Source organism: Streptomyces sp. NPDC104381 (assembly GCF_055583745.1).
Genome location: NZ_JBVJNK010000001.1, coordinates 284,687 through 309,950, shown reverse-complemented (window position 1 = coordinate 309,950; position 25,264 = coordinate 284,687). Strand labels below are relative to the sequence as shown.

The window sequence follows — 25,264 nt, the reverse complement described above, 5'->3', positions numbered from 1 at the left end:
GGCGAACGTCCCCGGGCTCACCCGGACCGCTACGCGGGAACGATGTTGACCAGCTTCGGCGCCCGCACGATCACCTTGCGGATCCCGGCCCCGCCCAGTGCGGCGACGACGTTCTCGTCGGCCAGGGCCAGTGCCTCCAGGTCCTCGTCCGAGATCGACGGTGCGATCTCCAGACGGGCCTTGACCTTGCCCTTGATCTGCACGACACAGGTCACCGTCTCGTCCACGACGTACGCCGGGTCGGCGACCGGGAAGTCCTGGTGGACGACGGACCCGGTGTGGCCCAGCTTGCGCCACAGCTCCTCCGCCACGTGCGGTGCCAGCGGCGCGATCAGCAGCACCAGCTGCTCGGCGACCGACCTCGACAGCGGACCGCCCGCCTTCGTCAGGTGGTTGTTCAGCTCCGTGACCTTGGCGATCGCCGTGTTGAAGCGCATCCCCGCCATGTCCTGGCCGACCCCGTCGATGGCCTTGTGCAGTGCCCTCAGGGTGTCCTCGGCGGGCTCCGTGTCCACGACGGTGACCTCACCGGTCTCCTCGTCGACGACGTTGCGCCACAGCCGCTGCAGCAGCCGGAACTGACCGACCACGGCCCGGGTGTCCCAGGGGCGCGAGACGTCCAGCGGTCCCATGGCCATCTCGTACAGCCGCAGGGTGTCCGCGCCGTACTCGCCGCAGATCTCGTCGGGCGTCACGGCGTTCTTCAGGGACTTGCCCATCTTGCCCAGGACACGGCTGACCTTCTCGCCCTCGTAGTAGAAGGCGCCGTCGCGCTCCTCCACCTCGGCGGCGGGGACGGCGATGCCCCGGGCGTCGCGGTAGACGAAGGCCTGGATCATGCCCTGGTTGTACAGCTTGTGGAACGGCTCGGCCGACGAGATGTGGCCCAGGTCGTGCAGCACCTTCGACCAGAAGCGGGCGTACAGCAGGTGCAGCACGGCGTGCTCGGCGCCGCCGACGTACAGGTCGACACCGCCCGTCGGCTGCCCCTCGCGCGGGCCCATCCAGTACTGCTCGATCGACGGGTCGACCAGCTGCCGGTCGTTGGTCGGGTCCAGGTAGCGCAGCTCGTACCAGCAGGAACCGGCCCAGTTGGGCATGGTGTTGGTCTCGCGGCGGTAACTCCGCGGACCAGCTCCGTCGCCCAGGTCCAGCGTGACGTTGACCCAGTCGGCGTTCCGGGACAGCGGTGTCTCGGGCTGGGTGTCGGCGTCCTCCGGGTCGAACGTCCGCGGCGAGTAGTCCTCGACCTCGGGCAGCTCCAGCGGCAGCATCGACTCGGGCAGCGGGTGGGCGATGCCCTCCTCGTCGTACACGATCGGGAAGGGCTCGCCCCAGTAGCGCTGACGGCTGAACAGCCAGTCGCGCAGCCGGAAGTTGACGGTGCCCTCGCCGACGCCGTGCGCCTGCAGCCACTCGGTGATCTTCGCCTTGGCGTCGACGACACCCAGGCCGTCCAGCGAGATCTCGTCATTGGCGGAGTTGACCAGCTTCGCCTCGTACGAGCCGAAGGCGTCGTCCCACGTGGAGGGATCGGTCCCGCGGTCGTCCGACGGCTGGACGACACAGCGCATCGGCAGCTCGAAGGCGCGCGCGAAGGCGAAGTCGCGCGCGTCGTGCGCCGGTACGGCCATGATCGCGCCGGTGCCGTACCCCATCAGGACGTAGTCGGCGATGAAGACGGGCACCTTCTCGCCGCTGACCGGGTTGGTGGCGTAGGCGCCGGTGAATACACCGGTCTTGTCCTTGGCCTCCGCCTGCCGCTCCACGTCGGACTTGGCCGCGGCCTGCTTGCGGTACGCGGTGACGGCCTCGGCCGGGTTCGCGTGGCCGCCGGTCCACACCGGGTGGGTGCCTTCGGGCCAGGCGGCGGGGATGATCCGCTCGACCAGCTCGTGCTCGGGCGCCAGCACCATGTACGTGGCGCCGAACAGGGTGTCCTGCCGGGTGGTGAAGACGGTGATGTCACCGGCTCCGTCCACCGGGAAGTCGACGCGCGCACCCTCGGAACGGCCGATCCAGTTGCGCTGCTGCAGCTTGATGGCCTCGGGCCAGTCCAGCCCGTCCAGGTCGTCCAGCAGCCGGTCCGCGTAGGCGGTGATGCGCATGTTCCACTGGCGCAGCTTGGCCTTGAAGACCGGGAAGTTGCCGCGCTCGGAGCGGCCGTCGGCCGTCACCTCTTCGTTGGCCAGCACGGTGCCCAGCCCGGGCGACCAGTTGACCGGGGCGTCCGAGGCGTACGCCAGGCGGTACTGCCCCAGGATGTCGGCGCGCTCGGCGGCGCTCAGCGCGCCCCACTCGCCGCCGCCGGGGACGGGACGCTCACCGCTCTCGAACTGCGCGACCAGTTCGGCGATCGGGCGGGCCCGGTCGGCCTCGGTGTCGTACCAGGAGTTGAAGATCTGCAGGAAGATCCACTGGGTCCACCGGTAGTACTCCGCGTCGATCGTCGCGAACGAGCGGCGCTTGTCGTGGCCCAGGCCCAGCCGGCGCAGCTGGACCTTCATGTTCTCCATGTTGGCCTCGGTGGAGGTCCGGGGGTGCGTGCCCGTCTGCACGGCGTACTGCTCGGCGGGCAGGCCGAAGGCGTCGAAGCCCAGGGTGTGCAGGACGTTGTGCCCGGTCATCCGCTGGTGGCGGGCGTAGACGTCGGTGGCGATGTAGCCCAGCGGGTGACCGACGTGCAGACCGGACCCCGAGGGGTACGGGAACATGTCCATGATGAACTTCTTCGGCCTGGCGGCCAGCTCGGGGTCGCCCGCCAGATCACCGGTCGGGTTGGGCGCCTCGTACGTACCCTCGGCGTCCCAGAAGTCCTGCCAGCGTGCCTCGATGTCGGCGGCCATCGCTGCCGTGTAGCGGTGCGGCGCGGCCACCTCGGCCGCGGTGTTCGTCTCGCTCATGATTCTCAAAGCTCCATCGATCGTCATCTGCCGGCGCCCACGTCTACGGACACACGTCTACGGAAACGAAAAATCCCCTCGCACAGGAGGGGACGCCGCGCCGAGTCCGACCAGGCATTCTCACCGGTCGGGAATGATCAGCGCGGCTCGCTAAGCAGAAGGCGTACGGCACGCATGGCGTCAGGGTACCGCACGGGCCCGGCGCCCGGTCCGGCAGATACGTGCCCGGGAGGCTCCGGCGGCCCCGGCCGCTCCGCGCCCGGAAGGCACGTGATCCACGCAGATCTTCCACACGACCCACACACTCCGGGGGTTACTCCGCGTACTGCCTCCTATCGGGGCAACAGTTCAAACCTCGTACCGGCCGGTAAACGGCGACCTAGCATGCGGCAACGGGACCGCTTTGCCGAGCCATTCGGAGTCGCCCCCCATGAAGCCTCATCGCAGGATCCGCTCGTCCCCCTCCATGCGTACCGGCCCGGAGATCAGCCGCCCGGTGCAGGGCGGGCTGACCGTCGCGGCACTGGTGCTCATCCCTCTGCTCGCCGTCGCCGGGAGCGACGGCATGCGTGCCACGTTCGACTTCACGACCGGCGTCCTGACGCTGGTCTCCCTCACCGCGGCGGTCGCCTGGGGCCTGCTGGCCACCGACCGGGTCTTCCTCTCGACCCGCCAGCGGCTCATCTGCCAGGGCATCCACCGGGCCACCGCCGTCACCTCACTCGGCTTCCTCCTGCTGCACGGCACGGTGAAGGTCGCCCTCGGCCACGTCGGACTGCTCGGCGCCCTCATACCCTTCGGCACGGGCGTGAGCGGCACGGCCGGTCTCATCGGCTTCGGTTCGCTCGCCGGGCTGCTGATGATCATCGCCGCGGCGACCGGCGCCATGCGCAGCGCCTTCGCCACACCGGGCAGGATCGCGGGCCGCTGGCGTGCACTGCACGCGCTCGCCTACCCCGCCTGGTGCGCCGCCCTGGTGCACGGCCTGTACGCCGGCCGGCAGCCCGCGACCTGGGTCGTCGTGATGTACATGCTCTGCCTGACGGCGGTGGCCGCGGCGCTGGCCCTCCGCCTGCTTCCCGGCCCGACCAGGCGCCGGCTCACCGACCTGGTGACCGGCCTGATCGGCACGGACGCCCCTCCCGCACCCGATCCGGTCATACGCACGTCCCCGCTCCCCGGACCTGAGCACGCCTCCCCACCGGCCGGCCGGGGTCTCCCGCCCGATGCCCCGGGCTGGGGCGACGACCACGGCGCACTCGGGACCCCGGTCCGCCCCAGGACCCTCTCCGCACCGCCACCGGGAGCGCCCGCCGACGACCCGTACGCCCGGCCGCTGCACGGACAGCAGCCCTACGGACCGTCACCGTACGAACCACCCCTGTACGAGCCCCCGCCGCGCAGCTCCGAGCGGCTCACCCCGGGCGCGGTTCCGGCCCCGGCTCCCGCAGGTCCCCGGCCCGGCATCTCCGCGGCGTACCGCGCCGTCTCCCGGCCCTCCGGCAGGCCACCGGAGCGCACGGACAGCCGCTGGCCCACCCCGTCCCCCGCGCCTCCCGCGCAGGCGCCCAGGGCCCCGTACACCCCACCCCCAGGTTCCGGCTCCGTCTCCGGCCAGGAGACCGAGCAGCTGCCGGGTCCGCTCTACCCGCCCCCGGCGGGAGAGCCCTGGCACGCACCGGCAGGAGACCGACCGTGAACGTCCCCCTCCCCGATGTGCCCGAGGTCCGTGTCGTCGGACTCCCCCAGCTGACCACCGGCTTCGACCTGGTGGAACGCCTCGACCTCGCCATGCACCTGAAGGTGCACGGCCCGCTCGAACCGATGACCGGCGAGCGCCTCGCCGAACTGGCCGAGTCCATCTCGCTGCGCGGCCGGGGCGGCGCGGGCTTCCTTTTCGGCAGGAAACTCCGCGCCGTGGCGAAGGCCTCCATACGGCGCGGGGTACGGCCCGTCGTCGTGATCAACGGCAGTGAGGGCGAGCCCGCCTGCCGCAAGGACACCGTGCTGCTCAACCGCACCCCGCACCTCATCCTCGACGGCGCGCTGCTCGCCGCTGAGGCTCTCGGGGCGCGCACGCTGGTCGTGGCGGTGACGCGTAACTCCACGGAGATCTCCGTGCGGTCCGCCCTGGCCGAACGCGGCCTGTCCGACCGGCGCGGACAGCATCTCCGCGCGCGGGTGGTGCGTACCCCGGAGCGCATGGTCTCCGGCGAGGCCTCCGCGGTCATCCGTGCCGTGAACGGCGGCCCCGCCCTGCCCCCGGGACGGCGCGAGCGCGCCGCCGAGTCCGGTGTGGGCGGCGCCCCGACCCTCCTGTCCAACGCGGAGACGTACGCACAGCTGGCGGTCGCCGCACGGCTCGGCTCCCGTCGCTACGGCCACACCGGCCTCCCGGACGAACCCGGTACGGTCCTGCTCACGGTCTCCGGGGCCGTGGCGCGCCCGATGGTGATCGAGGTGCCGACCGGCGTGCCCCTGCGTTACGTCCTGCAGCTGGCCGGCGCCCCGCCGCTGCCCCAGGGTGTGCTCACCGGCGGCTACCACGGCAACTGGATCGACGCGGTCGCCACGCACGACGCCATGGTCTCCAGAGCGTCCCTGGCCGCGGCGGGCGGAGCGCTCGGCGCCGGCGCCATCCTGCCCATCGGGCCGGAGACCTGCCCGATCGGTGAGTCGCTGAGGATCGCGAACTGGCTGGCCGCCGAGACCGCGGGCCAGTGCGGCCCCTGCAAGCTGGGGCTGCCCGCGGCGGCGGGCGGCCTCTCCGACGTGCTGAACGGCGGTGGCCCGGCCGCCCTGGAGGCACTCCGCGAGGTGACCCAGGCGGTGAAGGGCCGCGGGGCGTGCAAGCACCCGGACGGATCCGCCCGCTTCCTGGCCTCCACCCTGTCGGCGTTCACCGACGACCTGGCGGCGCATGTGCTGGACGGCGGCTGCGGGCGGGAGACGCTCGGGGTGCTGCCACTGCCGTCCCCCGGCTACGAGGACCTGGAGGAGTCCATCCCGAGCGGCGAGAAGCTGGCGGTGGACTGGACGCTCTGCCAGGGGCACGGGCTGTGCGCGGACATCGCTCCCGAGCTGATCAGGCTGGGCCCCGACGGCTATCCGGCCCTCGCGGACGCGGCCGTTCCGATGCATCTGCGGGGCAGGGCCCAGCGTGCCGTACGGCGGTGCCCCGCGCTGGCCCTCCGCATCGAACAGGCCCCCGCCGAACGCCCCGCGCTGCCGAGCGCCCAGCGCAGGGCCCTGGGCAGCGGACGCGGCTGACCGGCCGGCACCGTGGCGGCGACCTGGATGTGACGGGCACGACAAACGAAGAAGCGGGTCATCCGATTCGGATGACCCGCTTCTTGCCCGTGGAGCTAAGGAGAATTGAACTCCTGACCTCCTGCATGCCATGCAGGCGCTCTACCAACTGAGCTATAGCCCCGTGCTGTGGTGTTCGCCGCCCGGTTTCCCTGGCGACATCGAGAACATTACACGGTCCCCCCGGCCCATCAAAAATCGTTTCCACTCCGCCCGCTCATGACCGCTGCGAACCGCTCCGACCAGCGGTTGCTCCGGCCCCGAACAGCCCGCCCGGGGACCGGAGTCAGGCCGTGGCGAAGGAGTAGAACCGCTTGAGGGTGCAGTGCTCCTCGAGCAGTCGGCCGTAGATGGGCTCCCCCTCGAGCTCCCTGTACGTCTCGATGGGGTCCCCTTTTATGATCAGCGCCCGCGCGCACTCCTCGCACCAGTACTGGAACTCCGCGTTGACGGGGTCCATGTCCCGGACGATCGGCGTACCGCTGCCGCACCAGTCGCACTTCCGCCTGTGTGCACCCATCCGGTCAGCTCCGGGGGTGGCCGCAGGCCGTGCACGCGAGGGAGCCCTCTTGCGGGGCGCCAGGAGAACGGCTCACGGTGAAGCCGCGAGTGGTGGAGCCGTGAGTGGTGGAGCCGTGAGTGGCGGATCGGTGACGGCCGGTGCGGTGGGTCGCGGTGGGGGTAAGGAGCAGGCCCGGGGCCCGTACGCGGCTCGCAGGCATCGCGCTCCCTCCCGATCGGTCCGTCGCCCCCTCCGGCGCTCCGATTCTGCCATGGCGCCGCAAGAGGGTCAGCCCGACGAGAGCCCTGCCGCGCGCCTTTGTCCTGAAGAAGAGGCACCGGACCGGCCCGCGTACCTGCGGAGAAGGGCCCGGAGCGCCCTGTCGGCCCTTGTGCCAGGCGGGCCAGGGCAGTTGAGGCGCGACCGGCGCGCACCGGCGCACGGGATCGCGAGACCGGCAAAAAAGATCCCGCCCCCTGCCGGGGACGGGATCTCGACTGTGGAGCTAAGGAGAATTGAACTCCTGACCTCCTGCATGCCATGCAGGCGCTCTACCAACTGAGCTATAGCCCCGCTGTTCGCTGTGTTTCCCTGCGTTTCCGCGCTGCGAACAAGAAGAACTTTAGCCTGCGACGAGCCGGAAAGTGAAATCCGGCCCCCGCCGCCCGCAGCGGGCCTCCGGGCGCCCGCTAGTCGTCGTCGCCGAGCACGGGTTCGGGGAGCGTCCCGGCGTTGTGCTCCAGCAGGCGCCAGCCGCGCGCGCCTTCACCCAGCACGGACCAGCAGCAGTTGGAGAGCCCGCCGAGTCCCTCCCAGTGGTGGGCCTCGAGACCGAGCAGCCGGCCGATGGTCGTCCGGATGGTGCCACCGTGGCTCACGACGACGAGCGTGCCCGACTCGGGCAGCTTGCCCGCGTGCTCCAGGACGACCGGGGCCGCGCGGTCGGCGACCTCGGTCTCCAGCTCACCGCCGCCCCTGCGGACCGGCTCACCACGCTTCCACGCGGCGTACTGCTCGCCGTACTGCCCGACGATCTCCTCGTGCGTGAGGCCCTGCCAGGCGCCCGCGTACGTCTCACGCAGCGCGGCGTCGTGTGCGACGTCCAGGCCGGTGACCGAGGCGAGCTCGGCAGCCGTGGCCGCCGCACGCCGCAGGTCGGACGCCACGATCGCGTCCGGCTGCAGCGAGGCGAGCAGTCTGGCGGCGCGGCGGGCCTGGCCCACCCCGGTCTCGGTCAGCTCGATGTCCGTGGACCCCTGGAAGCGGCGCTCCAGGTTCCACGCCGTCTGACCGTGCCGCCAGAGGACGATCTTGCGGCCCCTGCCGCTGCTACGGCCGTTCAGCTCTGGTCACCTTCCGTGCCGCCGTTGAGCTGGGCGTGCTCCTCGGCCTTGCCCCGGGTCTTGACCGCGTCCTCGGGGAGGGCGATCTCGGGGCAGTCCTTCCACAGGCGCTCGAGCGCGTAGAACACGCGCTCCTCGCTGTGCTGGACGTGGATCACGATGTCGACGTAGTCGAGGAGGATCCAGCGGGCGTCGCGGTCGCCCTCGCGGCGTACCGGCTTGGCGCCGAGCTCCTTCTGCAGCCGCTCCTCGATCTCGTCGACGATCGACTTGACCTGGCGGTCGTTGGGAGCCGAGGCCAGCAGGAAGGCGTCGGTGATCGACAGCACGTCGCTGACGTCGTAGGCGATGATGTCGTGCGCGAGCCGGTCGGCCGCCGCCTGGGCGGCGGCGTTGATGAGCTCGATGGAGCGGTCCGTGGCGGTCACATGCAGGCTTTCGTCGGCGGTCAGATCAACCTCTAGGGTCTCACGGACCGCCGACAGCCCTTACGACGTCTGCTCGGGGATCTTGTAGTTCTGCCCGAGGGCCACGGACACGTCGGCGTTCGCGGCCGGCTCGCCCTTCTTCACCGCGCTCTCGGGCAGGCCCAGGGTCTTGGCGACCTCGACCGCCTTCGCCTTGTCCTCGGCGGTCCCGTAGACCACCTCGGACGTCGCCAGGGTGTCCGCCTTGCCGCTGTCGACGAAGGCGTAGCCGCCGTTGACGAGCTGCACCCTGGCGTACTCCGTGCCCTTGGTGTTCCCCGTGGCGTTCTTGATGCCGACGCGTACGGCCGCACCCTGGTCCGGGGCCTTCACCTTGCCGCCGAGGACGTCCTTGACGACGCTCTCGGTCGCCTTCTCGGTGAGGGTTCCGTCGCTCTGGACCGGCAGGATCTCCGTCTTGTAGTCGCCCACCTTGGCGTGCCCGGCGAGCTTGGCCAGCGAAGCACCCAGGTCCTGCTCCGGCAGGGACGGGTCGAGGATCTGCGCGAGGGTCTCGATGGTGACGGTCGCGGCCTTGGGGTCCTCCGACAGCTTGCGCAGCACGCTCCGCATGACCTCGCCGAAGCGCGCCAGCTGCTTGGCCTCCGGCTCGCCCTCGCCCTGGTAGGTGGCGTACGCGACGGCCATCGGGCCGCTCAGCGTCTGTGCCTCCCCCTTGTTCACCAGGGGCGCCGCGCCCTTCTTGGAGTCGGGCACGGCGGTGTCGGTGTCGACCTCGATGTTGCCCACGAGCTCGACGAGGTTCTCGAGGTACGGGGTGTCGAGTCGCCAGGTACCGCTGATGCTGGTGCCGAGCAGGGTGTCGATCGCCTCGCGGGTGCCGGTGGACCCGTCGTCGTCGACGGACTTGCCGAGCGTGGTGGTGGACCCGTCCTCCGTGGCCACGGCGAGCGAGTTGGGGAGCAGGACCGTGGTGCCCTGGCCGGTGGTGACGTTGTCGACGAGCAGCGCCGTCGAGGTGCCGCCCTTCTTGGTGTTGTGCAGGTGGACGACGATGACGTCCCGCTTCTGCGGGCCGGTGGCCGCGGCGCTCTGTCCGTCCTTGCCCGAGACTCCGGGGATCTTTCCGGCGAACCAGAGGTAGCCGGCTCCGCCGACGACCACGAGCGCCACGACGACTATCAGCGCGACCATCCGGTTGTGCCCGCGCCGGCGTGCCTCCTCGCGTCGCTCGCTGCGGCTCTCGGTGAACTTCAGCCAGTCGATGACGTCTTCGGAGTCCTCGTCGGGCTCCTCGATGAAGGAGAACTGCTCGGTCCGGTAGTCGCGGTCGGCACGGCGCTGCCCGGGGACGGCGGGGTCGGCCGGCGGTTCCGGTTCGCTCCGCTGTTCCGGGAAGGGGGGCGGGGGCGCGGCCGCCGGTGCGGCGGGGGCCTGGGGCGCGTTCCACTGCTGGGTGGAGTCGTCCACGGCGGGCTGCCGGCCCGTGTCGTAGCCGTACGCGCCGTAGCCGCTGCCGTCGTCGTAGCCGTATCCCTGCTGCGTCGGCTGGGCCTGCTGCTGGGGCTGCTGGGTGGGCTGGGCGGCGTACGGGTCGTACTGCTGCCCCCCGGCGTACGGGTCGTAGCCGTATCCCTGCTGCGACTGCCCGTCCTGCTGCGGCTGCTGGGACTGCTGGGGCTGCTGGGCGTACGGGTCGTACTGCTGCTGCCCCTGCTGCTGATAGACCGGCTGCCCGTACTCGTCGTAGCCGATGATCTGCGGCTGCTGGTACGGGTCGTACGGGTTGTGTCGGTCGTTCACAGGTGCCCCTCTCCGTGGCTCATTCGCCGCGGTACAGCTGGCGCTTGTCGATGTAGCGGACGACGCCGTCCGGCACCAGGTACCAGACCGGATCCCCCTGGGCGACCCGGGCACGGCAGTCCGTGGACGAGATCGCCAGCGCGGGCACCTCCACCAGCGAGACGCCACCCTTGGGCAGCCCGTCGTCCGTCAGCAGATGACCCGGTCGGGTCACGCCGATGAAGTGGGAGAGCGAGAAGAGCTCCTCGGCGTCGCGCCAGGTCAGGATCTGGGCCAGGGCGTCGGCGCCGGTGATGAAGAAGAGGTCCGCGTCACCGTGGACCGTGCGCAGGTCCCGCAGCGTGTCGATCGTGTACGTCGGTCCGCCGCGGTCGATGTCGCTGCGGCTCACCGAGAACTGCGGGTTGGACGCCGTCGCGATGACCGTCATCAGATAGCGGTCCTCGGCCGGCGAGACCTGCTTGTGGCTCTTCTGCCAGGGCTGCCCGGTCGGGACGAAGACGACCTCGTCGAGGTGGAAGTGGGCGGCCACTTCGCTGGCCGCCACCAGGTGTCCGTGATGGATCGGGTCGAATGTTCCGCCCATCACTCCGACTCGGCGCTTGCCGGGGCCGGTAGGCACTTCCTGCTCTCCCATGCGTGCAGACCCTACTGGCACAGCTGTTCGCCCTCTGCCTCAGCGGTCTCGGTTGAAGCGGGTGGTGATCCACAGCAGGAGCAGCAGCACGAAGAGCGCGCCACCACCGGTGAGGTACGGGCTGAGGCTTTCGTGGTTACCACCCTGCTCGCCTTCGGAGGCGAGGGTGACCAGCTGGTGCGCGGTGCTCGAGAGGCTCATCTTCTGCAGGACCTATCCATCGGGAATCAGGAGGGAGACGTCGCGCACATCGTATGCGGGCGCCGTGGGCACGCTCACGCCGACTCAGTCGTTGTTGTCGTCGTTGCGGTATCCACGAAGCAGGAACCAGGCGAGCACGGCGGCTCCGACGAGCGAGACGAGCAGCACGATCCGAAGCGTGTTGCCCGGTCCCTGGTCCTCGGACACGGCGGCGAGCATGACGGCGGTTTGCGGCATTCCGGGCGCTCCTCAAAGTTATCCACAGCCCCCGCACACCGTAGCGCCAGCGCATACGCTGGCTTTTGTCAGGGGGACGAGCAACGTCTCGTACGAACAGGGGGCATCCATGACCGACAGCAGTCACGAGAGCGTGCCGAGCAGGCACCGCAAGCGATTCCCGGACATCTCCTCACGTGCTTACGAGCACCCGGCGGACCGCTCGGCCCTCGTGGCCCTGCGCAAGCTGAGCGGTTTCGACACCGTCTTCAAGGCGCTGAGCGGTCTGCTGCCCGAGCGCAGCCTGCGGCTGCTCTTCCTGTCGGACTCCGTCCGGGTGAGCGACGCCCAGTTCGCGCATCTCAACGACATGCTGCGGGACGCCTGTTACATCCTGGACCTCAAGAAGGTCCCGCCGATGTACGTGAACCAGGACCCGCAGCCGAACGCCATGTGTATCGGCCTCGACGAGCCGATCATCGTGGTGACGACCGGGCTGGTCGAGCTCCTCGACGAGGAGGAGATGCGGGCCGTGGTCGGCCACGAGGTGGGCCATGCGCTCTCCGGCCACGCGGTGTACCGCACGATATTGCTCTTCCTCACCAACCTGGCGCTCAAGGTGGCGTGGATCCCGCTCGGCAACGTGGCGATCATGGCGATCGTGACGGCGCTGCGCGAGTGGTTCCGCAAGTCGGAGCTGTCGGCCGACCGCGCGGGGCTGCTGGTGGGGCAGGACCTGCGGGCCTCGATGCGCGGGCTGATGAAGATCGCCGGAGGCAATCATCTCCACGAGATGAATGTGGACGCCTTCCTCGCCCAGGCCGACGAGTACGAGAAGGGCGGCGACCTCCGAGACTCCGTGCTCAAGATCCTCAATGTGCTGCCCCGCACGCACCCGTTCACCACGGTCCGGGCGGCCGAGCTGAAGAAGTGGTCCGAGAGCCGGGACTTCCAGCGCATCATGGACGGCCACTACCCCAAGCGCGACGAGGACAAGAACACCTCGGTGACGGACTCCTTCCGTGAGTCCGCGTCGCACTACGCCGACACGGTGCGCACCAGCAAGGACCCGCTGATGAAGCTGGTCGGCGACATCGCGGGCGGTGCGGGCGACCTGGGAGGCAAGCTCCGGGACAAGTTCACCGGCGCGGCCGGCGGGAACACCGGCGGCGGCTCCGCGAAGGGCGGCGCTCCGGGGTCGGCGGCTACGGACGGCTCCGAGGGGACCTGGCGGCGTCCGGGCCCCGAGGAGGAGGGCCCTGAGCCGGGGAACTGACGCCGAGCGTGCCGCAGAGCGTCGCGGCGGGCACCCCCGTGGCGTACGGGTCGGTGCCCGCGGGGCCCCGGGTGTCCGCCCGCTCGCCCGCCAGCAGCGGGCGGAGGACTCCTGTCGTATCGGCCGAGCAGGACTGCGGACCCGCCTGGACGTAGGCGCTGCGGACCTCCAGCCGGTGCAGCCGGATGTCCTCCCGGTCGAGCAGGAAGTGCAGGACTCGGCGCACGGTGAAGAGAGAGGCTCCGTCGGCCCGGTGGGGGCCGGATACGGCGGGCCTCAGCGCGTACGTGAAGGTGTGGTCGGACACCACCTCCAGGGTGTCCGCCCCCGCCTCCGTGTACGCGAGGGTGCCGTTGACCCGGACATCGGTGTCGGCCAGTTCCACCTCGGCCGGGTCGAAGCGCACCAGCCAGCCGGTCGCGCTGTGCTCGCCGTCGTCGGCCGGTGCGTCCATGCTCGCGTCGAACTGCGCCGTCTGGTCCGGGTCGAGCAGCCGCCCGACCGGCCGGACGACGCCGGCGGTGAGTACGTCGGGGTCGAGGGAGGAGCCCACCAGGTAGTCCTTGACCGTGGTCAGGGCCATGGTCACCTGGCTGTCGGAGAAGTTCTTCGTCCGCCGGACCGGCGGGAGGTTGATGCCCGAGGCGCCGGTGCGGTGCCCGGCGGCCGGGCCGTCGGCGAGGAGCGACTCGGCGGCCCCTCCGGGCACGGGGCCCCGGGGAGCGAGGGGAATCACCGTGGTCTGAAGAGGCTCGGCGCGCCTGCCGACGGGCGTCGGGTAGGGGTTGCGGAAGCCGACGTAGACGGCGGTCGCGAAGGCCAGCACGATCAGCAGGACGAGGGCGATACCCGCCCGGGAGCGGCGCCGGCGGGCGGTGGGGCGCCCGGGGAGGGAGCGGACGGCCCGTGCGTGGTCGCCCATGCGTTCCTGCGCGGAGAACTCCTGCAGCCGGGCAGCTCGGACGAACGATTCGTCGAAGACGAGTGAGCGGTACTCGTCCTCCCCGCCCGAGGGGTTCTCGGGTGGCCCTTCCGGCGGTTCTCCGCGGCCTGTCATGAGTTCTCCCGATCTCCGCGCCACCGGCGGAGGCCGGCGCTGGGATCCGCCTCAGCCGCAGGGCATCGGGCGGACCGGTCCGTCACGGGTTCGGCACATGGGCTTCCGACACATGGATCCGGCGCATGGACAAGGGGCTGGCCCTCGTTCCCGGGGACGGGGACGGGAGGAGGGGGCGCGAGGTCATACCTTCAGATTGGGTCGATCCCCATCAAGGTAAACGCCGCGCAGGTGGGACCGCAGGTGGAGCGCCGCCGGGAGGGGGCTGCGCCGGGGGGACACGGGTCCGCCCCACGGGCTCAGCAAGAGGCAGCGGGAGCACGGGCAGCTGACTCAGGAGGGAGCAGGGGCACGGACAGCAGGCACGGGCAGCGGACTCAGGAGGCAACAGCGCCAAGAACAGCAGGCTCGGACAGCGGGCCCAGGAGGGATCTGGGGCACGGACAGCGGGCGCTCAGGGGGTGCGGGGAACGGCGGAGACCGCGGGGCGGGAGTAGTCGGCCGAGGCGGAGGGGACGATCCCCGGTGTGTCGACGCCGCTGGTCGCCGGCGGCGGCACCTGGTCCTGCCGGCCGGCCGCGCCGCCCCGGTACACGGCGTTGAAGGCCAGCGCCACCATCCCGATCCCCATCAGCAGAGCGAGCAGCCAGGCGACCGGGCGGTGCCAGCGAGCAGAGCCCCGGTAGGGGCGCAGGGAGCCGCCGTGACGGCCGTAGGGGCCGTCCTCGTCCTCGTAGAGCCCGTCAGGTCCGTCGGGGTCCAGGGGCTCGCCGAAGGCCCTCTCGCGGCCGTACACGCCGTCGGGGCCGTAACCATCGTCGTGGAGGTCGTCGTCCAGGGTTCCGCCACCCGAACGCGCCCGGCTCGCCTCGGCTTCGGCGCGTGCCTGCGCGGCGGCCAGCAGCCGCTCCACCGCGGTGGGTTCGTGGATCTCGGCGGACCGGACGAAGTCCTCGTCGAACACCACGGAGGCGAAGTCCTCGTCCGCGCCCCCGCGGTCGTCGTCGGGCTCCCAGCCGTCCGGGAACGGCCTGCCCCCCACGTCGTCCGGCACAGCTTCAGCGTAGCCGCGGCGGGGCGTTTTGGGCAGGGAGCCCGCATATTCGCCCGATCCGCCGCGGACGCCGAGGACCGCCGGGCCGACGGATCGGCTAACGGATGTGGCCGTCGCCGGTGACGATGTACTTCGTCGACGTCAGCTCCGGAAGCCCCATCGGCCCACGGGCGTGCAGCTTCTGCGTGGAGATGCCGATCTCGGCGCCGAATCCGAACTGGCCGCCGTCCGTGAAGCGCGTGGACGCGTTCACGGCGACCGTCGTGGAATCCACCAACTGGGTGAACCGGCGCGCTGCCGCCTGCGAAGTGGTGACGATCGCCTCGGTGTGGCCCGAGGACCAGAGCCGGATGTGCGCCACCGCGGCCTCCAGCGACTCCACCACGGCCGCCGCGATGTCGTACGAGAGGTATTCGGTCTCCCAGTCCTCCGGCGTCGCCGCCACGACGGTCGCCTTGGACCCCTCGGCGTACGCGAGGACCCGCTCGTCGCCGTGCACCGTGACCCCGGCCTCGGCCAGCGCGTCCAGGGCGAGGGGCAGGAAGTCCGCGGCGATGTCCTTGTGGACCAGGAGGGTCTCGGCGGCGTTGCAGACGCTCGGCCGCTGCGCCTTGGAGTTGACCAGGATCTCGACGGCCATCGCGAGGTCGGTCCGCGCGTCGACGTACACGTGGCAGTTGCCGGTGCCCGTCTCGATGACGGGGACCGTCGACTCCTCCACCACGGTGCGGATCAGGGAGGCGCCGCCGCGCGGGATCAGTACGTCGACGAGGCCGCGGGCCCGCATCAGCTCGCGCACCGAGTCGCGGTTCTCGCCCGGGACGAGCTGCACCGCGTCCGCCGGGAGACCGGATCCGCCCACCGCGTCGCGGAGGACCCGCACGAGAGCGGTGTTCGAGGCGTACGCCGACGAGGAACCGCGCAGCAGCACCGCGTTGCCGGACTTCAGGCAGAGCGCGGCGGCGTCGACCGTCACGTTGGGCCGGGCCTCGTAGATGATGCCGACCACCCCGAGGGGCACCCGCACCTGCCGCAGGTCGATGCCGTTGGGGAGGGTGGAGCCCCGGACCACTTCGCCGACCGGGTCGGGCAGCGCCGCCACGTCACGGGCGTCCGCGGCGATGGCGCGGACGCGCTCCGGGGTGAGTGTGAGCCGGTCGACGACCGACTCGCTCGTCCCGGCCTCCCTGGCCTTCGTGACGTCCTCGGCGTTGGCCTCGACGATCTCGCTGGTGCGTACCTCGAGCGCGTCCGCGATCGCCAGCAGGGCGTCGTCCTTCGCCGCGCGCGGGAGTGGCGCGATGTCGTCGGCGGCGGCGCGTGCCCGGTAGGCGGCCTGGGCGACCGGGGACATGTTGTCGTACGGCGAAAGCGTGGTCATGCCCGCAGGGTAATGCGCACGCTGCGGGCATCCCTCACGTATCCCGTGATGCGAGACAGGCGTATCGGTGCGTGTGCGCCCGGCGCGGTAGCCCCCGTCAGTACGGGTGCACCCCGACGGGGGCGGCCGGTGGAGGTCCGTAGCCCTCGGCGATACGCAGGTGGTACGTCTCCCGGTCGATGACCTCCAGGCCGACGATCTCCCAGGGCGGGAGCTTCGCTGTCGAACGGTGTTCGCCCCACAGCCGCAGCGCCACCGCCGCGGCGTCGTGGAGGTCCCGGGCCTCTTCCCAGTAGCGGATCTCCGCGTGGTCGTTGGCGTACCGGCTGGTCAGCAGGAACGGATGGTCGTGCGCCAGCTGCTCCAGCCCGCGCCTGACCTCCTTCAGCGGTGTCTCGCCGCCGGAGACGCTGAGGGTGATGTGCCACAGCTTGGAGCGGGTCAGTTCCTCTTCCGTCACCACCGGTTCCTGGTCGGTGGTCTGGTCGGCGGGCGTGCCGACGAAGTCGGCTCCCGCCCCGACGCTGCTCAGGGCACGGCTGCCCGTTCCGCGGGGCGGCGCCCCCGGGCGCGCTCGTCTCACCGGCGGCCTCCTGTGAATGTGTAGCTCCGACCCCTCTGCGTCCCCGTGACAAAGTTGACCAGCCCGGGACCGGGCGTGGGGCGGTTTTCGTGAAGGTCTCCGCCCGAAGGCTGGACTTTCAGCCGTTTCAGGGGGTCGGGCGGGGCGTGAGGATGACGAGATCGTCCCTGTGTACGACTTCCCGTTCGTAGGCGGGTCCCAGCTCGCGTGCGAGGTCCCGGGTGGACCGGCCGAGCAGCTGGGGGATCTCCTTGGCGTCGAAGTTGACGAGCCCTCGGGCGACGGCCCGGCCGGCCGGGTCGCGCAGCTCGACCGGGTCGCCCGCGGAGAACTCCCCCTCGACCCCGGAGATCCCGGCGGGCAGCAGGGACGTACGGCGCTCGACGACCGCGCGCACGGCTCCGTCGTCCAGCGTGAGGGCGCCCTGCGGGGTCGAGGCGTGGGCCAGCCAGAGCAGCCGGTCGGCCGAGCGGCGCCCGGTGCGGTGGAAGTAGGTGCCGGTGTCGCGTCCCCCGAGGGCGTCGGCGACATGGCTCGCCGACGTGAGGACCACGGGGATCCCGGCGGCGGTGGCGATCCGGGCGGCCTCGACCTTGGTGACCATGCCGCCGGTGCCCACGCCCGCCTTCCCCGCGCTGCCGATGGTGACGCCCTCCAGGTCGGCCGGTCCGCTCACCTCCGCGATCCGGGAGGTCCCCGGCTTGCTCGGGTCCCCGTCGTAGAGGCCGTCGACGTCGGAGAGGAGCACGAGGAGGTCGGCGTGGACCAGATGGGCGACGAGCGCGGCGAGCCGGTCGTTGTCCCCGAAGCGGATCTCGTCGGTGGCCACCGTGTCGTTCTCGTTGACGACGGGGAAGGCGCCCATCTCCAGGAGCTGGTCGAGCGTGCTGTAGGCGTTGCGGTAGTGGGCGCGCCGGCTGGTGTCGTCCGAGGTCAGGAGCACCTGCCCGACCCGTACGCCGTAACGGGCGAAGGAGGCGGTGTAGCGGGCGACGAGCAGTCCCTGGCCGACGCTGGCGGCGGCCTGCTGGCGGGCCAGGTCCTTGGGTCTGCGGACGAGTCCGAGCGGGGCGAGGCCGGCCGCGATGGCACCGCTGGAGACGAGGACGATCTCGCGTTCCCCGCCGCTCCTCACCTTGGCGAGGACGTCGACGAGGGCGTCCACCCGATCGGCGTCAAGCCCTCCCGCCGCGGTGGTGAGGGAGGAGGAGCCGACCTTGACGACGATCCTGCGGGCGTCGGTCACACCCGGCCTGCGGCCCTCGCTGCCCCCGGAGGGTGTGCGGATCGCGCCTTCGGGCACGGCAGCCCGTTCCTCGGATTCCCTTGCCCCTGACACGTACGCCCGTCCCCATCACGTCGTCCTGCTCGGTTCCGCCCAATCTACGTGAGGGGGCGGGGCCGGCATCGTGCCGTCTCAGCTGCTGTCGCCGCACGGACGCCCCTACCGAGGCCGACCGCTCCGGGTCACGCTTCGACATGCCCACGAATGGAGCCATTTACGCAATCTCCACCCGCCATTCATAGGGCTACCCTCTATTGCGTGACAGATGAACTCTCCCGCCAGAGGCGCATTCTCCTCAGATCGGGCAAAAGCCCCTTCGATGTGGCTTCCCTCGAACAGTCCCTCGACAGAGATGTCTTCGCGACCAACGCGGGCAACCTGATCTTCAGCGATGCGTCGCACAAGATTCTGACGACTCCGCGGGCAGAGGTCTTCTCCAACGGCATCCGCACGGATCCGTCGGCGGCGGGCCGGATAAACGAGGAGTACGACGTCTTCGTCGTCCCCTTGGCGAACGCCTTCCGCCCGACGTTCGAGCGGCCCCTGAAGCGGATGACGCAGCTGATCAAGAAGCTGCGCATCCCCGTCGTCGTCCTGGGTGTCGGCGCGCAGGCCGACCTCAAGTACGACGCCACGCGACTGAAGGCGATGGAGCCGACGGTCAGGGAGTTCGTCACCGAGGTGCTCAACCGCAGCGCCTCCATCGGCGTGCGGGGCGAGTTCACCGAGCAGTACCTCAAGAACATGGGCTTCCGGGACGTCGAGGTCATCGGCTGCCCCTCCATGTTCATGAACGGCGAGACGTTCACGCTGGAGAAGAAGTCCGAGTCGCTCACCGCGGAGTCCCGCATCTCGGTGAACGGCTCGCACAGCGCCGTACGGTCGCACGGCCTCGACGCCATCATCCGTCAGGCCCACGAGCGCTACCCGAACCTCCGGTTCGTCGGGCAGAACCTCCTCGAGGCCCAGCTGCTCCACTGGCGGGAGACGTCGAACCCGATCGGCGCCCAGACGTCGATGCCCACCCACCCGTCCCACCCGATGTACCGCGAGGGCAAGGTCCGGCTCTACGTCGACCCGGCCACCTGGATCGACGAGCTACGCGCGTTCGACTTCTCGTTCGGCTCCCGCATCCACGGGAACATCGCGGCGCTGCTGGCCGGCGTCCCGAGCACCGTGCTCTGCAGCGACTCCCGGACCCTGGAGCTCTGCCGCTACTTCGGCATCCCGCACCGCAAGATCTCCGAGACGCCGAAGAACATCGACCCCGCCGAGCTGTACGAGGCGGCCGACTTCAGCGAGCTGGTCAACGGCCACAAAGAGCGGTTCCTCCGCTTCACCGGCTTCATGGAGAGGAACGGCCTGGAGAACACCTTCCACCACGGTGACGGCGGGCAGGCGTTCGACACGCACATGTCCAAGCTGGCCTTCCCGCCCGCAGTCCGCCCGTGGACCGAGACCGACCCCGACTCCCTGAGCAGCCGGTTCAGCTTCATGCAGAGCCGGATGAACGAGCTGTCCGCCGAGAACGCCCTGCTCCGCAGCCAGCTGGAGAAGAAGGCCGGCCCGGTCAGCATCAAGCTGCAGACGGGTGAGGGAGCGGCGGCGTGGCCCTCGGCCTACCGGCGCGCCCGGCGCGTGGTGGGGCGCCCCGTCCGACGGCTGCTGCGCCCCGAGCAGTAGAGGCCCCCGGCCACCGCCGCTCCCCCGCCGACGGACGGTCACCCCGCTTGCCACGCCGCGCCCGCCTCAGACCTTGTGGGCGCGGCGCGGCATGTGCAGACCCGCGGACCGGGCCGTCCTGCGCGCCTTGCCCACGAGCCGGCGCAGGAAGGCCGCGGCGGACTGGGGACCCGGCACGTCGATGCGCTTGCGGCCGACCCATTCGCGCACGGTCAGCTCGTACGCCGACAGCGGCAGCACCCCCTCGCCGAAGTGCGGGTAGACCAGATACAGCCTGCCCCGCAGGCCCTTGCGGACCGCGCGGGGTTCCTTCTTGTCCCGTACGAACTGCAGGACGTCCAGGAGCAGATCGAGCCTGCCCTTCGCGATGAGGAGCAGCCGGAGCCGCTCGTTGACCTTGAGGCGGCGGGCGAGCCCCGGTGACCAGTACGTCTCCAGCAGCGGTGCCGCCAGCCTCATCTTCTCCTGCCGCACCTCGTCGGACTGCCGGAGCAGCGCCGGGCCGAACTGCGGGAGCAGGGTGATGACGAACGGCCGGACCATCAGGACGTCCCGGTTCGGGCCCGGCGGGACGTGGGTGGCGATCAGTGACATCAGCGCCCGCGCCGAGTCGAACCGCAGCACGTAGCTGCCGCTCTTCGTCACGTGCTTGCCGTCGTCCCGGCCCACGAGGTAGTAGCAGGTGTAGTCGGCCACGACGGAGACGCCGCTGCCCCGCAGGTAGGCCTCCATGGTGAAGAGCGCGTCCTCACCCGTCTTGAGCTCCTCGTCGAACCGCATGCCGTGCCGCACCAGCAGCTCGCGCCGGAACAGCTTCTGCGCGCTCAGGGTGAACTTGATGTTGGAGGAGAAGAGATCGGCCCGCTCGACCGTCTCCTTCCACATCGACTTCGCCGCCCCGCGGTTGACGCCGACGACCTTCCCGAGCACCACGTCCGTGCCGGCGCGGTCGCCCATCGCGACCATCCGCTCCAGGGCCTCCTCGCCGAAGTAGTCGTCGGCGTCGAGGAAGAAGACGTACCGGCCGCGGGCGAGGCCGAGGCCGACGTTGCGCGGGCCGCTGGGGCCGCCGGAGTTCTCCTGACGGACCACGCGCATCTCGATGGCGGTCCGGGCGGCGAACTCCTCCAGGTACTCCCCCGTGCCGTCGGTGGACCCGTCGTCGACGGCCACGATCTCCATGCGCCCGGCCGGAAGCGTCTGCGCCTCGACGGACTCCAGGCAACGGATCAGGTACGGCATCGCCTCGTAGGCGCCGATGATGACGGTCACATCTGGTGCGGTGCTGCTCATCTCTCCCCGGTTCACGCATAAACGTATCAATCAGGAGAAACGATGGAACGACGGTCTATGGCCCGTTCCCTGCACGGACACGCCGAACGGCCCGTACGTTCCCCTCCCTGAGGAGGAGACGGACGGACCGTTGGTCAGGTTGCGTCTCGAACCGGACGACTTTCGAACATCTGGATGACAGCCGGATTACACCCGGAAGTCAGCCCACATCAGGCCATCTCCGTCACTTTCCGTCACGGAACGGCCCTCCTGCGCTTCCGGCGCGGTTCAGCGGATCGGCGAGGGACCCGCGCCGATCTCCGCGTCGGCCTCGGGCGTGGTGGGCACGTCCGGGTCGACGGCGGCCTCGGCCTCGGCGACGATCTCCGCCGCGCCGTCCCCGGCCCCGCTGGAGGCGGCCTCCGGGTCGGGCAGCGGTGCCGGCACCTGCTCGCCCACACGCTGGGCGACACCCGCGTTGCGGGCCTCGGCCTTGGCGGCGAGCGCCAGCACCGCGGCGTTGAACTGCTCCATGGAGGTGGGCTCGTCCGGACCCAGCAGATAGCTCTTCAGCTGGTGCCGGGCCTCTGCCAGCGTGTCGGCCGCCGGATCGGCGACGGCCCGCAGCAGCTCGTCGATCTCCTCCGCGCCGTTGGAGAGGATGACGGCCGCCCGTACGGCGGTGTTCTGGCGCTTGAACTCGTCGGCGCCCAGCTCGGCCGAGTCGGTGACGGCGTACGGCTTGCCGCTCGCGATGAAGTCCGAGACCACACTGGAGATGTCCGAGACCATGGCGTCCGACTGGTTGAAGCAGTCGTAGAGCTTCGGCTGCGAACCGGCCACCGTCCGGTGCTCCCACCAGCCGAACGAACGCCAGTAGGCGTCGTTCCACGCGGCACGCAGGGTGGCGATCTCGGCCTGGCGGGCCGGGTCGGCCAGCGCGACGCGGGATTCCTCGGACTCGTCGCCCCCGGCGCGGCCGGGCTTCGCCAGCTCGGCCAGACGGGCGTCTATCCGGGCCAGCTCCGCCTTGGCGGCGCTCTGCGCGCCGGCGGCTGCCGACGCTTCCTTCACCCAGCGCGGGTCGGTGGCACGGTCCTGCGCCGCCTTGGTGACCATGGCCTTGATCCGGGCGTTGACGGCCTTGGCCTTGGCGCTGCGGATGCCGGTGAAGGGGTGCGGCTTGTAGATGACCCGGACCGGGCTGTCCGCCTTCAGCAGCCGGCGCACGATGTTCTCGCCGGCCAGCAGCAGCGAGGTGTTGCCCGGGTTGTCGTCCCAGCCCTCCCAGGTCGGGGCGTAGAGCACCGTCGGAATCGGGTTCCTCGTGGTGCCGGTCCAGCTCTGGATGGGGGCCAGCTGCGGCCGCCCGACCTCGACGATGTCCTCGTCGCGGATGCCGACGTCGGCCAGCGCGTAGCGGTCGCGGCCCGCGCGGCCGGCCGTCCACACCTCGTCGTACACCTTGGAGTACGGGTTGACGCTGGCCAGCTTGTCGCTGTCGCCGTGGCCGATGAAGACGTGCTTCATCGTCGGGACGCGCAGCATGTGGATGTTCTTGCCGACGTTCGCCGGATACAGGCACACACGGACCGTGGAGAGGTCCAGGTTCATCAGGTGGGTGCCGGCGGGCACGCAGACCACGGGCACGGAGGTGTCCGCGAGCTGCGCGACGAGGTTCCGCTCCCGCATGACGATCAGCGGGCGCCCCTCGACGGCGGCCATGGTGTCGAGCCACATGTTGCCCTGGTAGGCGGACTCGTTGGAGCCGGAGAAGTAGAGCACCACGGTCGGCTGGTACTCGCCCAGCCAGGTGTCCAGCGCCTTCAGCACGGCGGGGGCCGAGGGGGCGCGCCGGCTGCGGCGCAGATACGGGATGAGCAGGGCGTTGTAGCCGACGGCCAGCAGCAGCGTCACACCGGCGCCGATGTACCCGGCGAGGTCCTCACCCGTGCCGGCGGCGATCAGGACGCCCGCCACCGCGGGGAGGTCGAGGTGGAGCATCTTCTCGCTGGCGCGGTGCAGCAGCGCGCGCGGCGGGGCGTCGGGGATGCGGACGGCGTGCAGGTCCACGTTCCGGGTGACGATCGGCAGGCTCCGGCGCAGCCGGATCAGCGTCGTCAGCGCGCCGTGCGGGGCCTGCAGACCGTAGAAGAGGAGGAAGCACGCGACCGCCGCGTAGAAGAGCGGCTCCTCCGCGAGGTCCAGCCGGGCCAGCAGCAGGATGATCATCAGCTGGCGGAGCAGGAAGCGGATGGGCAGCCCCGCGCGCACCTTGCCGAGCCGGTTGATCAGGTAGCTGCCGCGCTGGTGCAGATACCAGTCCGCGACGTACGTGACAGCCGTGGCCGCCGCGAAGAACCAGATGTCGGGAAGGAGAGCGGCGATCAGGACGCAGGGGTACCCCAGCGTCATCAGTATGGCCGCCGACAATTCTGACCGACTGCCCACACGGGCCAGGCGAATGGCTGTCGAAATCACGAAGAACCTGCTCCAGGGGGTGCCGGTTGTTTCACGTATAGAGGGAAATGTGAAGGTGCGGCTTCACGCACTCGGGCCTCTGCGTTCACCTTTCGGTGAGCTCAGAGGCCCGTAAAAGTACATTTGTCAAGAATTATTACACATCTTCCTGACGGTCCAGCACCGAGGCCAGCGCCTGCTCGAAGCCCGAGGCCTCGCTGACGTCACGGGTCGGGTCCTGCTGCCGTACGTCGATGACGTGGCCCGTCATCGCGGACAGGAGGACGTCCAGCGAGGTGCGCGCCACGGCCTCGGAGGAGAGCAGCGAGCCCTCGGGCTCCTGGCCGAACGCCTTGGTCCGCATGGGGGTCGCGGTGCGCTCCGGGTTCACGCAGTTGACCCTGATGCCCTCGCCCGCCCACTCGTCGGCCAGCGCCTGGGTGAGGTTCACCATCGCGGCCTTGGTGGAGGAGTAGAGGCTGTACTCGGCGCGGCCCCGGGTGTAGCTGCTGGAGGTGTACAGCAGCAGCTGGCCCTGGGTCTCCGCCAGGTACTTGTACGAGGCGCGGGCGATCTGCACGGGCGCCAGGTAGTTGACGTTCAGGGCTTCCTGGATCGTCGTGTTGTCCGTCTCGGCCAGCTTGCCGATGCGCAGCACACCCGCGGTGTTGATCACGTAGTCGATGCGGCCGGTCTCGCCGTACGCCTTGGAGAGCGCGTCGTCGATGTGCTCCGGGTTCTCGACGTGCGTACCGGTGGTGGAGCGGCCCAGCGCGTAGACGCTGGCGCCGTACTGCTCGGCCAGCGCGGCGATGTCGGCGCCGATGCCGTACGAACCGCCGAAGACGACCAGGGTCTTGCCCGAGAGCAGTTCGCGGTAGGCGGCCTCGTCGGCCTGGCGGGGGGCCGCGGTGGAGGCCAGCTGGAAGAGCTTGTCGGTGATGAAGACGTCGACCGGCTGGGTCACCTTCATGTTGTACTCGTCGCCCGCGACCACGTAGATCGGCACGTCGGGGAGGTACCGCAGGACCACCGAGCAGTCGTCGGTGGCCTGGAAGTTCGGGTCGCCGGCCGCGACCTCGTACGCCTTGCGGATCGTGGACAGCTTGAAGGCCTGCGGCGTCTGGCCGCGGCGCAGCCGGGACCGGTCCGGGACGTCGGTGATGAACTCGCCGTCCTCGCCGTGGGTCCGGGTCACGATGATCGTGTCGGCGGACGGGATGGCGACGTCGACCGCCTGGTAGCGGTCGAGGGCGTCGACGCAGTCCTCGATGACGCGCTGTGACAGAAGCGGACGGACCGCGTCATGGAAGAGGACGTTACGGTCCTCGCCCTCCGCGAGCCCCTCGCCGAGGGCCGCGATGGCGCGCTCGGTGGTCTCGTTCCGGGTGTTGCCACCCTCGATGATCTTGATGACCTTGGTGAGCCCGGCCTTGGCGACGATCTTCTCGACGTCCGGCACGAAGCCGGGCGCCATCAGGACGATGACGTCGTCGATGCTCTCGGCGTTCTGGAAGATGGTCAGCGTGTGCTCGATGACTGCCTTACCGGCGATCTTCAGCAGCTGCTTGGGGATCGACAGTCCCACACGCTGGCCGGTCCCACCGGCGAGCACGACCGCTGTGGTCCGGGGCTTGGCTTCATGCGGCACAGACACAGACGACCTACCTTGCGATGACAGGGGGGAACAGTGTGATGGTCGCACTCTCCGTGACCGTCTCGCAAGGCGGACGTTTACCGGCGCTCGCCCGAGGGAAACCCGCAGTTCACCGTCTGGCCAGGCAGATTGAGCCGCCGGGCCCTGTACCCGGAGTGACAGACTCCACAGACGTGTTACGCAATCCGCACATCACCGGTCCCCGCACCGCCCC

20 protein-coding genes and 2 tRNA genes are annotated in these 25,264 nt (G+C 70.5%); 4 read left to right on the top strand and 18 right to left on the bottom strand.

The features are described 5' to 3' along the window. Positions 1-29 precede the first annotated feature (29 nt). The gene (leuS, locus tag ACZ607_RS01275) at positions 30-2,903 is read right to left on the bottom strand and encodes a leucine--tRNA ligase (protein ID WP_469730536.1); all 2,874 of its coding nucleotides are present in this window, start codon (positions 2,901-2,903) and stop codon (positions 30-32) included. Between the two features lie 430 nt (positions 2,904-3,333). Here leuS and ACZ607_RS01270 point away from each other — a divergent pair, with 430 nt between their 5' ends. Both ACZ607_RS01270 and ACZ607_RS01265 read left to right on the top strand, forming a co-directional pair. Further along, positions 3,334-4,602 carry a hypothetical protein gene (locus tag ACZ607_RS01270; RefSeq protein WP_469730534.1) on the top strand — a complete coding sequence of 423 codons (1,269 nt, stop codon included), beginning with the start codon at positions 3,334-3,336 and terminating at the stop codon, positions 4,600-4,602. Then, a complete protein-coding gene (locus ACZ607_RS01265; RefSeq protein ID WP_469730532.1) occupies positions 4,599-6,173 on the top strand; it encodes a ferredoxin in 1,575 nt (524 codons plus the stop codon). Before ACZ607_RS01270 ends, ACZ607_RS01265 begins: the two co-directional genes overlap by 4 nt. Before the next feature lie 90 nt (positions 6,174-6,263). Here ACZ607_RS01265 and ACZ607_RS01260 read toward each other — a convergent pair. From ACZ607_RS01260 to ACZ607_RS01220, 9 genes are all read right to left on the bottom strand, one after another. After that, positions 6,264-6,336, bottom strand: a tRNA-Ala gene (locus ACZ607_RS01260). A gap of 162 nt (positions 6,337-6,498) precedes the next feature. After that, positions 6,499-6,732 carry a hypothetical protein gene (locus ACZ607_RS01255; RefSeq protein ID WP_033305681.1) on the bottom strand — a complete coding sequence of 78 codons (234 nt, stop codon included), beginning with the start codon at positions 6,730-6,732 and terminating at the stop codon, positions 6,499-6,501. Positions 6,733-7,214: 482 nt separating this feature from the next. Next, a tRNA-Ala gene (locus ACZ607_RS01250) sits at positions 7,215-7,287 on the bottom strand. 116 nt (positions 7,288-7,403) lie between these two features. After that, the gene (locus tag ACZ607_RS01245; RefSeq protein ID WP_469731817.1) at positions 7,404-8,057 is read right to left on the bottom strand and encodes a histidine phosphatase family protein; all 654 of its coding nucleotides are present in this window, start codon (positions 8,055-8,057) and stop codon (positions 7,404-7,406) included. Next, positions 8,054-8,485, bottom strand: coding sequence for a ribosome silencing factor (rsfS, locus tag ACZ607_RS01240; protein WP_006124372.1), 432 nt, complete (start codon positions 8,483-8,485; stop codon positions 8,054-8,056). Before rsfS ends, ACZ607_RS01245 begins: the two co-directional genes overlap by 4 nt. 60 nt (positions 8,486-8,545) lie before the next feature. Next, positions 8,546-10,288: an LCP family protein gene (locus tag ACZ607_RS01235; RefSeq protein WP_469730529.1), complete on the bottom strand. Its 1,743-nt coding sequence runs from the start codon at positions 10,286-10,288 to the stop codon at positions 8,546-8,548. A gap of 19 nt (positions 10,289-10,307) precedes the next feature. Continuing rightward, the gene (gene nadD, locus ACZ607_RS01230) at positions 10,308-10,925 is read right to left on the bottom strand and encodes a nicotinate-nucleotide adenylyltransferase (protein WP_469730527.1); all 618 of its coding nucleotides are present in this window, start codon (positions 10,923-10,925) and stop codon (positions 10,308-10,310) included. Between the two features lie 39 nt (positions 10,926-10,964). Next, positions 10,965-11,126, bottom strand: a complete 162-nt coding sequence (locus ACZ607_RS01225) for a hypothetical protein (protein WP_164493695.1) — start codon at positions 11,124-11,126, stop codon at positions 10,965-10,967. Positions 11,127-11,210: 84 nt separating this feature from the next. Next, positions 11,211-11,363 (bottom strand): hypothetical protein, encoded by a 153-nt coding sequence (locus ACZ607_RS01220; RefSeq protein WP_469730526.1) that lies wholly within the window; start codon positions 11,361-11,363, stop codon positions 11,211-11,213. A 109-nt stretch (positions 11,364-11,472) separates the two neighbouring features. Between ACZ607_RS01220 and ACZ607_RS01215 the strand changes: the two genes are divergently transcribed. Beyond that, complete coding sequence (locus ACZ607_RS01215; RefSeq protein WP_469730524.1) at positions 11,473-12,618, top strand: M48 family metallopeptidase; 1,146 nt, start codon at positions 11,473-11,475, stop codon at positions 12,616-12,618. On the opposite strand, the gene ACZ607_RS01210 is transcribed toward ACZ607_RS01215, so the two are convergent. The 5 genes from ACZ607_RS01210 to proB form a co-directional block, all read right to left on the bottom strand. Next, positions 12,548-13,675 (bottom strand): SCO2583 family membrane protein, encoded by a 1,128-nt coding sequence (locus ACZ607_RS01210; RefSeq protein WP_469730522.1) that lies wholly within the window; start codon positions 13,673-13,675, stop codon positions 12,548-12,550. The genes ACZ607_RS01215 and ACZ607_RS01210 overlap by 71 nt on opposite strands. A gap of 454 nt (positions 13,676-14,129) precedes the next feature. Next, entirely contained in the window at positions 14,130-14,729 is a 600-nt protein-coding gene (locus tag ACZ607_RS01205) for an SCO2584 family spore wall biosynthesis protein (protein WP_469730520.1), read from the bottom strand. A gap of 97 nt (positions 14,730-14,826) precedes the next feature. Beyond that, positions 14,827-16,110, bottom strand: a complete 1,284-nt coding sequence (locus ACZ607_RS01200; protein WP_469730518.1) for a glutamate-5-semialdehyde dehydrogenase — start codon at positions 16,108-16,110, stop codon at positions 14,827-14,829. Between the two features lie 97 nt (positions 16,111-16,207). Next, positions 16,208-16,693 (bottom strand): hypothetical protein, encoded by a 486-nt coding sequence (locus ACZ607_RS01195; RefSeq protein WP_469730516.1) that lies wholly within the window; start codon positions 16,691-16,693, stop codon positions 16,208-16,210. A gap of 127 nt (positions 16,694-16,820) precedes the next feature. After that, positions 16,821-17,939, bottom strand: a complete 1,119-nt coding sequence (proB, locus tag ACZ607_RS01190) for a glutamate 5-kinase (RefSeq protein WP_469731815.1) — start codon at positions 17,937-17,939, stop codon at positions 16,821-16,823. A 297-nt stretch (positions 17,940-18,236) separates the two neighbouring features. Here proB and ACZ607_RS01185 point away from each other — a divergent pair, with 297 nt between their 5' ends. After that, complete coding sequence (locus tag ACZ607_RS01185) at positions 18,237-19,661, top strand: polysaccharide pyruvyl transferase family protein (protein ID WP_469730514.1); 1,425 nt, start codon at positions 18,237-18,239, stop codon at positions 19,659-19,661. A gap of 66 nt (positions 19,662-19,727) precedes the next feature. Here the strand turns inward: ACZ607_RS01185 and ACZ607_RS01180 are convergent, their stop codons facing one another. From ACZ607_RS01180 to ACZ607_RS01170, 3 genes are all read right to left on the bottom strand, one after another. Next, positions 19,728-20,954: a glycosyltransferase family 2 protein gene (locus ACZ607_RS01180; RefSeq protein WP_469730512.1), complete on the bottom strand. Its 1,227-nt coding sequence runs from the start codon at positions 20,952-20,954 to the stop codon at positions 19,728-19,730. A gap of 267 nt (positions 20,955-21,221) precedes the next feature. Further along, positions 21,222-23,414, bottom strand: coding sequence for a hypothetical protein (locus ACZ607_RS01175; protein ID WP_469730510.1), 2,193 nt, complete (start codon positions 23,412-23,414; stop codon positions 21,222-21,224). A 136-nt stretch (positions 23,415-23,550) separates the two neighbouring features. Then, a complete protein-coding gene (locus ACZ607_RS01170; RefSeq protein ID WP_469730508.1) occupies positions 23,551-25,050 on the bottom strand; it encodes a D-ribitol-5-phosphate cytidylyltransferase in 1,500 nt (499 codons plus the stop codon). Positions 25,051-25,264: the final 214 nt, after the last annotated feature.

Coding starts and splice junctions, on each gene's coding strand:
- leuS (WP_469730536.1), bottom strand. CDS start 2,903: ATGAGCGAGACGAACACCGCGGCCGAGGTGGCCGCGCCGCACCGCTAC.
- ACZ607_RS01270 (WP_469730534.1), top strand. CDS start 3,334: ATGAAGCCTCATCGCAGGATCCGCTCGTCCCCCTCCATGCGTACCGGC.
- ACZ607_RS01255 (WP_033305681.1), bottom strand. CDS start 6,732: ATGGGTGCACACAGGCGGAAGTGCGACTGGTGCGGCAGCGGTACGCCG.
- nadD (WP_469730527.1), bottom strand. CDS start 10,925: ATGGGAGAGCAGGAAGTGCCTACCGGCCCCGGCAAGCGCCGAGTCGGA.
- ACZ607_RS01225 (WP_164493695.1), bottom strand. CDS start 11,126: ATGAGCCTCTCGAGCACCGCGCACCAGCTGGTCACCCTCGCCTCCGAA.
- ACZ607_RS01220 (WP_469730526.1), bottom strand. CDS start 11,363: ATGCCGCAAACCGCCGTCATGCTCGCCGCCGTGTCCGAGGACCAGGGA.
- ACZ607_RS01215 (WP_469730524.1), top strand. CDS start 11,473: ATGACCGACAGCAGTCACGAGAGCGTGCCGAGCAGGCACCGCAAGCGA.
- ACZ607_RS01210 (WP_469730522.1), bottom strand. CDS start 13,675: ATGACAGGCCGCGGAGAACCGCCGGAAGGGCCACCCGAGAACCCCTCG.
- ACZ607_RS01200 (WP_469730518.1), bottom strand. CDS start 16,110: ATGACCACGCTTTCGCCGTACGACAACATGTCCCCGGTCGCCCAGGCC.
- ACZ607_RS01180 (WP_469730512.1), bottom strand. CDS start 20,954: ATGAGCAGCACCGCACCAGATGTGACCGTCATCATCGGCGCCTACGAG.